General features: G+C 41.8%; 5 protein-coding genes and 1 pseudogene. 3 read left to right on the top strand and 3 right to left on the bottom strand.

Annotation, left to right across the window (positions count from 1 at the left end):
* Positions 1-504, top strand: a 504-nt coding sequence (locus PUQ00_RS22795; RefSeq protein ID WP_300421115.1) for a calcium-binding protein, incomplete at its 5' end; no start/stop codon positions are given.
* 153 nt (positions 505-657) lie between these two features.
* Here PUQ00_RS22795 and PUQ00_RS22790 read toward each other — a convergent pair.
* From PUQ00_RS22790 to PUQ00_RS22780, 3 genes and pseudogenes are all read right to left on the bottom strand, one after another.
* Positions 658-2,751 (bottom strand): TonB-dependent receptor, encoded by a 2,094-nt coding sequence (locus PUQ00_RS22790; protein ID WP_300421111.1) that lies wholly within the window; start codon positions 2,749-2,751, stop codon positions 658-660.
* Positions 2,752-2,946: 195 nt separating this feature from the next.
* The gene (locus PUQ00_RS22785) at positions 2,947-8,322 is read right to left on the bottom strand and encodes a translocation/assembly module TamB domain-containing protein (RefSeq protein ID WP_300421109.1); all 5,376 of its coding nucleotides are present in this window, start codon (positions 8,320-8,322) and stop codon (positions 2,947-2,949) included.
* 468 nt (positions 8,323-8,790) lie between these two features.
* Positions 8,791-9,045 (bottom strand): annotated as a pseudogene (locus PUQ00_RS22780) (ABC transporter transmembrane domain-containing protein); the annotation flags it as partial.
* A 345-nt stretch (positions 9,046-9,390) separates the two neighbouring features.
* Here PUQ00_RS22780 and PUQ00_RS22775 point away from each other — a divergent pair.
* Complete coding sequence (locus PUQ00_RS22775; RefSeq protein ID WP_300421106.1) at positions 9,391-10,128, top strand: hypothetical protein; 738 nt, start codon at positions 9,391-9,393, stop codon at positions 10,126-10,128.
* A 5-nt stretch (positions 10,129-10,133) separates the two neighbouring features.
* Positions 10,134-11,093, top strand: coding sequence for a DUF1822 family protein (locus PUQ00_RS22770; RefSeq protein ID WP_300421104.1), 960 nt, complete (start codon positions 10,134-10,136; stop codon positions 11,091-11,093).
* The last annotated feature ends 4 nt before the right edge of the window (positions 11,094-11,097 follow it).

The raw sequence follows: 11,097 nt of genomic DNA, 5'->3' as shown, positions 1-11,097 counted from the left end.
AATTTCTACTCCACCTTTTTATTATCTCATGCTATTTATATTAAGGATAAGTCTAATGGCCAGGGAGGTGATGACAAAATCAATGGCAAAAGTGGCAACGATTATCTACGTGGTGGTGCGGGGAATAATACCCTCAACGGTGGCGCTGGTGACGATACCTTAAGTACTAAAGATTCATCAGGCGATAACCTCCTCTCTGGGGGCGATGGCAATGATTATCTTGACTTCTTTGCCTCATCTGGCAAAAACACCCTCAACGGTGGCGCTGGTGACGATGCCTTGACTGGTTGGAATGCATCAGGCGATAACTTGCTTTTTGGGGGCGATGGCAATGATTTTCTTGACCTTTCTTACTCACATGGCAAAAACACCCTCAACGGTGGCGCTGGTGACGATACCTTGACGGGTTTCAATTCACATAGCGAAGGTTATAACCTGCTTTTTGGGGGCGATGGCAATGATTCTCTTGACTTTTCTTACTCTGATGGCAAAAACACCCTCTAAGCAGTATGTGTTCCGAGGTGCTAATAATAGTTCCTCGCATTCGATTGCTCAATGCAAGTCATTTTGATTAGCGATCGCGATTATTGCACAGATACGGTAGATTGCAAGTAATATAATGTCTGCATAAATAATTATACGGGCATGATATAATACCTAAAAATTGGAGCTTAAACCCACACGAAAAGTGAATCCAGGGCTATATATGCGATTAACTCGCTCATATTGCTCACCGAGTAGATTTTCTAAGTAAACTGTCAGTCCTAAATTGCTAGTTAGAGGTATACGACCGCTCAAATCTAAATTCACGAAAGATGGGGCAAAATCTGTAGCCTTGTCACTAGAGTTAGCGAAGATGGATCTACGAGCGCCACTATTGTAAGTAACATACAAGTTAGCCTGCCAACCCGCATTTTGATAACCTACACCACTTTGAAGTACAGAGTAGGGAATCAAACCTAATTGTAAACCTTTTTCTGAGCCTGTTTTGATTTGGGAATCTGTATAAGTATAGTTGAGGAAAGTTGACCAGCCAGCCGCAATTTTTAATTGCAATGCAGCCTCAAAACCATTGGTATCTACTAGCCCAATGTTTGCCCATTTTCCAGCGATGACTCCCAAGCGATCGCCTATACTACTACCAAAGTAAGTAAACTGTCCAATCAGATTTTCTGAAAAATTAACATCTACTCCTGCACTCCAAGTAGAGCCTGTTTCCGGTCTTAAATCAGGATTAGGTTCCCAACCATGAACTGTATCATAAACATACAACTGATCTAACCCAGGATTGCGTTGTCCCCCTGCCCAACTTCCCCGCACTGCTACTATTGGTGTGACGGCATAACGTAACCCAACACTAGGATTAAGATAATTTCCAAACTGGCTGTCAAAGCTTTGCCTTAGCCCTAAATCTATCAGAAAATTCTCGCCAATATTCCAAGTATTGACAGCAAATAAAGCTGTATTGAACAAACTCCGATCTTCAGTTTCGTTATTGGCAATCCTAGTAGGATCTGTACTCAAAACATCACCGGTTAAGTCGGTGTTTTTCAAATCTAATCCCCAGCGTAATTTATTATTGGAAGTAACTTTCCAATCATGCTCTACCCTAGCTGTGAGTTGTTGTGTGTCTAAAGCTCCTGTACGGTAAAATGCTCCTGTAGGGCCATAGGTGCTAAAATAATCTTGGTTATAACCAATTGAGGTTGTAATATTGGAGCTTTCCCCATTACCTAGCCGAGTTTTCCAAGATAAGCCAACGTTTAAACCATCGTGGTCTAATCTATCTTTTTGGAGAGGGAAACCGAAATAAATTAAGCCGCGACGACTGCTGAGTTTAGTAACATCTAAATTCAAAGAATTTTTCTTATCTAAATCTAGTCCAATGCTACCAAAGTAAGTACTTGTAGCTGTGTCTGCATTCGATAAAAACCCCTGACTATCACGATTTGCTGCACCTACGGGGACGCGGTAACGGTTATTTGTAAAAAATCTTTCAAAGCTGAAGTTGTATTGGACATTAGCAGATGAGCCACCATAGGTAACTTGTTGATTATTTAAACTCAATGAGCCAAATTCTGCGCTAGCACTCAATTTAGGTTTGCCATAACCTGACTTGGTGATGATATTCACAACTCCTCCAAAGGCTGAGGAACCATACAAAGCGGAGGCTGTGCCACTATATAATTCTACTCGTTCAATCGCCTCTACAGGAATACTATTTAAGTCAGTTCCACCATGATAAATGTTGACGTTATTGTTAATTGGTCTGCCATTAATCAGAAATACAGACTGATTAATTGAGGCTCCCCGATAGTATGTACCTGTGTGAGTATCTGCACCATGACCGACATCATTGATCGCAAAACCAGGCATTCTTTTCAAAATATCGGCTAAACTTTTAGCGCCCTGCTTTTTAATTTCTTCTTGATAAATTACGTAAGTTGGAGTAGATTGAGGTAGGTTATCTGGTTCTCCGATCGCTTCTATAGAAATGTCTGGATCATCGCTCGGAGTTTGCTCTGTTTCTGGCTGAGTTACTGGATTAACTTCATTCTGTGGAGATTGTTGAGTTAATAATTCGGCATTAATGGCGGGTAGCTTGATTTCACTCAAACTCGGAATATCTGAAATCACTTCGGTTGATTTATCAGTATTTCTCTGCTTAATTTCACTCTCAACAGCAAAGCCAGGAAAAGCTATCAGTAAACTTGGTAAAGCTACTGTTAGCAACGAAAAATCCTTTTTCACGTTCTCTTTCACACCAAGTAAAAACAGTCACCAGGTAGTATTGTTGCTGTAATGGTAAAATTATGTCAAAAGACAGGCTGTCATATTCCCACGACTCAGATTCCCGACTTTTTTGAGAAATCGGGAATCTTGTTGTTCACAACAGAAGCAAGAGAAAGAAGAGAAAGAAGAAATACTTAACTGAATTGTGTTAATCTAAAATCGGGTTTCATACTCAACTTGGAATTGATTTTGATCCCCCAAATTAGTTGAGCCTCGCATGAGAATTTCGTCATTGACTCGATATAGCACATTGTAAAGGAAAGAGTCATCGCTAGTAAGAGGGCGTGATAAAGAGGCAGAAAAATTTCTATTGATGTCAAACACACCTTCTGCTGATAAATTAAGAACTGAAGCGGTCGCTGTTTTATTAGTATTAGTAGATGGAGTGGGATATATCCGAAACTCACTGAAACCAACAGACTGTCCGATCGCAGTGATAGTTCCTTGTAAACCACCTAAAATGGTCGAACTAGCGAAATTAGTCAGCCCTTGGGTTGCATCTGTTTGACCGAAAGAATTCAGAATTGAGCCACCCAGCAGAGCAACGATTTCTCCCTTACTACGGCCAGGTTCACTCGTCAGTTCTAGATTGTCACCCAATTTACTAGCTGGGCCGTTCACCCTGGCTTGAATGGTAATGGTACGTAAAGTCCCAAAGTTGTTTACAGAAACATCGCTGACTTCAGAAGACAATGGTGATTCCAAAATTTGACTGTTCTTTGTCGATGCTTCCGGTACAATTGCGGTAAGTCGCACATCTAAAGTCGGGTCAAGTCCAAGACTTGGAATAAACCGCGCAGTTTGTTCGTAGCCCCGCTCCAAGGTGAACTCAGTGGAAAATAAGCTCAGTCTTCCTCCTGTCAAACGAATGACTCCTTCAGGAAGCGGCTTGGCTAATGTACCATTGATGGTCAAGTCGCCTTTGGCGTCAAATCTCAGTAGGGGCTGACTCAATGCGGCTCCTCCTGGTACAAAGCTGAGTAGGGACTGAGTGGTAACACGAATATTCTTGTCTAAAGTCAACTTTAAATCTGCAAACTTTATAGGTAAATTGGGTGGAGTTACTGCGCTAGTGCTTCCGCCGACTGTAGCCACTGGGTTAGCGCTATTGTCTAGTGTAGGTGTGACGTTAGCGTTAACCTCTTCTCTGTTTATGACATTAGCGTTAGCCTCTGCTGTAGCTGCTGCTTTTTTATTAGCAGTAGCCGAGTTTCCAATAATCACTTGACCATTACTCAGTTTAATCTCTCCACCAATTACAGGTTTTAACGCTGTTCCGCGAATTACGACATCGCCGCCGACACCGCCTTCATACAATCCTGCGAGCTTAAAATTGAGTTTGTCTGCTATTGATACTGTTAGGGGATTCACTACGACTTGCCCAGGAGTAAAAATTGGCAGGATGCCTGATGCACTCACTTGCCCTTTATTGTAAGTGCCTTGGATACCTTCGACATTCAGCGTTTTACCATTAAATTGCACTGTTCCTGTGACATTCGTTAGGGGTTCAGATAAAGCTTGAGCGCTAAAAGTTGCATTATTAAGTGTGGCATTGCCGTTGATAATTGGTTCCTTTAAAGTACCTTGAACATTTAAATCTACTTTTCCTTGACCATCTACCCAAGCGACTTGATTGTTAGTAAACACGTTTAACAGTGCCAATCCTTCATTTTGCACATTGCCGTTGATGCTGATTTGATTGCTATCTGGTTGCACTGCCGCAAAAGGTAAGGGAGCCGGTACACTACCTGTAATGGCAACTGGCTGCGTTCCTGTCACTAGTAAGGTACTATCAAAATTCAAGCGAGCTTTGTTGTAATCAAAGTTCACCTTTCCGGTTTGCACAGGTTTTTTATTGAGAGTTGCATCCGCGAGCGCCACTTGCCCTTTAACACTAGGGTCTTTTATACTACCTGCTAATGTGGCATCAGCATTCACTTTCCCAGTGATATCTATGGGGTATTTTTGGATAAAAGGCTCTAAAAGTGATAAAGGTAAACTTGCTACATTCAACTTTCCAGATAGTTGCTCAGTTCCTAACTGTCCTGAAAAGGCTACAAGTCCTTGATTTATCCCAACACTTAACGGCGAAAGTGTCACAATACCATCGGCAAAAGTGCCTTGAGCAATCACTTGATTGATGGAGTATTCACCCCATTGCCAGTTTGCCCCTTGAAAATTAAAGCCGACATTCAACCCAGATTTTAACGAGCCATTAGCTGTAATTGCTCCGCTTAAAGCACCTGTTAATTCTGCAAGGGTGGGCAAAGATGGAGTTTGTTTTGTCTCTACTTGCCGTTGTTTTGCTGCCAATGCGGTAACTTTTGAGAAATATGCTAACTGCGTTTTTAAATCTGCATCGGGCAAACTGATAGATTCAGTGTTAAGGACTTCTGCTTTAGCCAACTTCGGAGGCTGTAACCCGGTACCAAAATCTTGAAAATCGAAGATATTAAATGCTTGTAAAAGTCTTTGGATTTTGGCTTGATCAAAATTAGCTTGAAATTGAAATTGCGGGTCATTCCCTGTTTGCACATTTCCACTCAGGGCGATGTTGCTATCTCCAATCCGCAATTGACCATTAGCCAAGCTAGCAGTACCATCGGCATAATTGATCGTGCCGCGAAATTCATCTGCTGCAACTCTAGCAACACGAGGCGCTGCGATCGCAACGTCTCCCGCAACTGCATAATTATTTAGATTAACAACTAAATTTCCCGATAGTTGCCCCGCCAGTGGTTTCAACTGATTGTTAGGTAAAAAGCCCCCAATCAAAGCGATGGGAAACTGTTGGGCGTTGATGAGCAAGTTCTCTCCCTCAGTTCTCCCCGTGGTGAGTGCGCCATCACGTCGAACTAAAAATGAAGTTGGACGATAATCTGCACCCAGATTCAGCGCAATCCGATCTTGCTTCCCAGCTAATCGCAGACTTGCCCCCTGTCCCCCTTGAAAATTCACGTTTCCGGTTAAAAGTCGGTCAAACGCCAAGTCACTCACCTGGAAATTCCGCAGTCGGATATTGCCATTAGCTTGGGGAACATCTAGAGTGCCTGTAACTTTTCCATTAAAATCAACTAGCCCCGCTACTGCTACGTTACCAGGAACTTTGAAACCAGTATTTTTTAAGTTGAAATTCTGTGCCAGTACATTTAAATCAAATCCGGCAATTTGGGGTGCGCCAGTTGGTGGAGACTGAATAGCGATCGCCCCATTAGCACTCACACCTGGGGTACTTGCGTTTTCAACTATAATCTGCTGTCCATTCCACTTAAATTGCGCGGTGAGCGGTTTTTCCAGCAGTCCTATGCCTTGGGGAAGGCGGATTTGTCCGGCGGCGCGGATATCTGCAAGCTGGAAAGATTTTGTTGTGCCTGCTAACTGAATATTACTATTAAGCCGTCCTCGCAGTTGTGGTGAGAAACGGTTAAGTTGAATTTCAGAAGTGTTGACAACTCCTTGCCAGCGTTGTTGTGCAAGTTGACCACTAGCCCTGATTGTCCCGCCTGCTACGTTCAAAACTGCATCAGGGAAAAGGAGATTTTCTCCTTGTTTGGCAACAACAACTCGTCCGGTAGTGGGATAGGTGGCGGTAGGCGCTTGCACCCGCGCTACTGTTTGCAGATTGTTCAAAGTGCCAGAAATATTGGCATTTGCCGATACATTCCCAATGGTGATCGAAGGTGAAGATTTGTAGGCTCGGGCGATCGCATCCCCTGGTAAATTTTCTGCTTGCACATTAAATGATACTCTGCCCTGGGGTGCAAGCTGAAGTTGACCACTGGCTGTAACTTGCCCTCCTACCTGTGGATTTGCCTGAACGCGAGTCACATTGACGTTTAACGGTGTACCCAGAGAACCAGAAATTTTGGCGTTCGCAGATATACCACCAACCTGAATTGGAGTTGAAATGCCGTAACTTTGAGCGATCGCATTTCCTGGGATACCTTTAGCTTGAATATTTACGCCTACCTGACCTTGGGGAGCCAGTTGAATTTGACCATTGGCTGTGATTTGCCCTCCGGCTGGCGGGGTTATTTGAACGCTGGAAACATCAAGTTTCAACGGCTGTTTGTCAAGTGAGCCAGAAATTTGGGCTTTTGCGGAAACATTTCCAACTGCGATCGGTAGAGTAACGCCATAGCTGCGTGCTAGTATATCCCCTGATATTCCATCAGCTTTAGCATTAAATATCACATCTTTTTTAACTCCTAATTGAGCTTGACCGCCGCCTGTGATTTGACCACCAGCTACGGGGACTATTTTCAAATTGGAAACAGCAAGTTGAGATGCCGTTTGAGATACATTCAAGCGGAAATCAGTGTTGACAGTTTTAAATTGAAGGCGGTCAACTTGAATAGGTTTTGTGTTGCTTACTGTACCATTGACAACAGGTTGCCCAAGCGGCCCTAATACCTTAATATTTGCTTGAATTTCGCCACTAGCTGGGACTGACGAATTCACTTTCAATGTGTCTAAGATATTTTTCGCAGTAACTGGTTTTATCTGAGCAGAGACATTAAAACCTGTTTGGGTATTAATTGTTCCATTTGCCAGAATAGGGATTTTACCAAAGTTTGTATTCAGATTATCTAAAGCAACTGTCTGACCTTGAAATAGAAATCTCCCATTAAAATTAGAAATCTGCTGAGGAATATTTTGAATTTTAGCAGTAACTTGATTAGCTGTAGCTGTTCCCGTAACGGCTATTTCTGACAGTTTGGGTGGAATCTGAACCCCTAAGTCAGCATTTAAATATCCTGCTTGTAAAGCAATCGGTAACTGAATTAATCGACTGACTTCTGATACTTGTAAATTTTGTGCTTCCAGCTTGAGGCTAGTTTGTTGAGCTTTTACTTGTGTTTCGCCAACGATTTTAACAGCGCCTCCCTTACTCAGTTGAGCATTGATGTCATAACCAATCCTTTGATTTTGATCTGAAAATCGGGCGACACCACCAACTTGATCTAATATTACTGAGCCTTTCGGTTTAGTTGGTGCGGCGAATGGCATCAACTCGACATCGCCATCTTGAATTTGAAGTGTCTCCAACTCAGTTTGAATAAAGCCTTGTTTCTCCCCAGCCTTAACTTGGGCTGTCACCCAACGACCATCTTTATCCTGCTGGATGTAGACATTGGGTTGAACTAACGTCACATTTAATACCAGTTTGCGGGTGAAGAGAAGTTGCAACAGCGAGAACTGCACCTCCAAAGCTTTTGCTACCACCTGGTCTGAATCAGTGGGAGTTGCTGGTATCGATAGAGAGCTAAATCTTAGACTAGAAAGCGAAAAACGTTCAACTTTCCCTACTTTTACTGGACGCCCAAGCAATTGCTGAAGATTTTGCTGCACTAACGGTGCTAAATCTTTATATACATAGTTTGTAGCCCACCAAGCACCAACTGCAATTCCAACTAGCAAAACCCCACTTAGAGCCAAACTGATACGTCCTAAAAGCGAAAGCCGCAGACGATAATTAGATGGTTTAGATGGTTTCTGATTGTTTTCTGAATTTGGAGATGGCGTCATGATCGTTACTAATACCAGTACTTTTTTCTGGAGTAAGCCTAGAGACAGGCTAGTTGCAGTTGCATCAGCAAGTTACAAGCTATGGTTTCACAATATTACGACTTACGCAAGAACTTTGCGGTAAGCTGCTCTTATTCTCTAGGAGAGGCTGCGCCAATGGTGTTTATTCTATCTTTTAAGTGAATTTTATAATCATTCAAATTGCTATCTTTAGATAGATTTTATTTGTTTAAGGATTATTTTTTAGGAATTAGGTAATCTCGCGAGCTTAAATAAGCTGGCGATAACTTCTGTATATACAACCCTGGTTATAAAATTCAACCTCTGTAGAATCTAACTTTTTATAGATGACGATGGCAACTAATCTGAAATTGGGGAGTAATGTAGAGTTGAATGTCACTTCCTGAAGCTGGATTTAGATCCGCAACTTATTCAAAAAGTCGGGGATCTAGATATCTTATATATAGTAGAATACGCTTGGGCGTAAAAGCTCACAGGTAAGCGCAGAATATGCCAAAGAAAGCGGCTAGACATGCCGACAGCCAGCTTAGTCTTCAAGCGACGCAGATATCGTAACCGTAATAGTATTAGACACCCCTGAAGTATCGCTGCGATCGCCATTGCCAAAATCAATGGACGCAACCAGTGCTGACGTTGTTTAACCAAGATTTCATCTACAAAAACCTGGCTGAACACAGGTATCGCCAGCCCAATGATAGTCAAGCCTAGCGAGAGACTCACCCTAGTTCACTCAAGTTGTATACCAAGCGGTATCTAAGGGAGTACTAAGTGAAATTCTAAAGTTTTCATAATTTTTTGATTCCTCACTGATATAGGAGTAAGGTCAAATAAAGCGGTGCAACTGTGCTGCTGTCTCGTGTCTACTGTACTTTTTTTTGGTTAAAGCTTTTATGGATGATCAGGATGAACGCCTACGCCAATTAGACTTATCCGGAAATGAGAACTTTATTTGGCTGAAACCTAGCTCTGGAGAGGGTTTTAGAGGTTCCTGTTTTATATAAGCTAAAAAGCCAGCTATGTAAGGGTTTCAGCTATTTTGAGGTTTATTTGTGGATAAGTCTATTGATTGCAGCAGTTTGTCAACACCCAGATGGCAGCCGGGAATGGCGAAAAGCTATGAGTCGGCTTCTGATTTTAATTCAGGGACTACCAGAATTTAAAAAATACTCAAGCATAGACTGTCCCGGTCACTTTTTAGATGCTTTAAACCAAAGTTTGGAGTGGTTCAGCCACAATATCAGAAACTTTCAACCGCGTACATCTTCAGTACGATCTGATTTAGTAAAATGGCTCAAAAGCTACCTTTACTGGCGCATCAAAGATTTAAATTCACCATCCTCCTTGAGAGGAAAAAGATTTCATCTTTCCTTGGATGAAAGCATTATGGATGCTGACGCAGAGATCACAACTTGGTTAGAACGAGTGTCAGAAGAAGGACGACTATTAGGGACACCGTCTAACCCGTATGTTCTAAGTGGATTAGAAATTTATTTAGAACAATTACAACAGCAGTCACAACAGTGCTTAGTAGCTAATTTAGCAGATTACATTGAGCAAGACCCAGACAAGCAACTACGAAACTGTTATCCTCGAAAACATCCCGAATGCAATTGTCAAGTACTCAGCCAAAGGTTGCTGTTCATCTTTAAAAACCCACCAGATAGACTTACTGATATTGCTCGTGAGTGCCAAATCAATTATCAAACTCTAGTATCCCACTGGAAATTAAAAGCAATACCGCTCCTGCAAGAAGTTGCCATTCAACTCGGATATCAATCTAATTAATAGCCATGAGTAGCACAGAAACGCTTTGTTTAAAAATTACACTTGGACAAGAAGCCCATGCGATCGCTCGCCAGTTTGCTGTTGAACAAACTACACCTCAAAAAGGAAAACAAACATATTTGAATACACTAGCAGTTTATGCTGTTTACAGTTACTTGAAATTGATGCGGATTGATACTGCTTTACAGGAAGGTGATAGCTGGCATCCTCTTAAACGAGCTTTATTTGATGTTGCCGATCTAGTCCTTCCCAACATTGGTAAGTTAGAGTGTCGTCCAGTTCAACCTGGAGAAACGGCAATTTATTTACCACCTGAAGTGATGGAAAATAGGATCGGTTATGTAGCTGTCCAGTTTAACGAACGATTAAATGAAGTGCAGTTGTTAGGATTTATTAGAACAGTTACTATTTCTTCTGCTTCAGAACAAATACCACTAGCAAGCCTTAAACCCCTTAATTTCCTCTTCGACTGTATTCCTGAAGCTGTTGCTCACCCTGCACTCAATGCTAGCCAGATACGGGTGAACTTAAACCAATGGTTCGACAATCTGTTTGAAAATAGTTGGATGGCTCTAGAAGAACTTTTCGGCAGTATAAATAAGAAAAAGTTTGCCTTAAGAAGTATTTCATCATTTAATGAAGCTAATGTTGCACGAGCAAAAATAATAGATTTGGGATTAAAAGTTGGAAATCAATCTGTAGTGCTGTTAGTTGCGATAGCACCGTATTCTGAACAGAAAGTAGAAATACTAGTACAGCTACATCCAATGGAGGGAAAAACTTATTTACCATCTAACTTGAGAATGAATTTACTATCAGAATCAGGAGAGATTATTCAAGAAGTTGGATCGCGAAGTAATGATAACTTTATTCAATTAAAACGATTTCGGGGGTATTCTGGAGAAAGCTTTAAAATACAAGTATCTAATGGTGATTTCACAATTAAGGAGACTTTTGTCATCTGACAGT

The organism is Nostoc sp. S13, from assembly GCF_029379315.1.
Lineage (GTDB): Bacteria > Cyanobacteriota > Cyanobacteriia > Cyanobacteriales > Nostocaceae > Nostoc.
The sequence above is the reverse complement of the archived record's forward strand: the minus strand, read 5'-3'. Positions and strand labels throughout refer to the sequence as shown.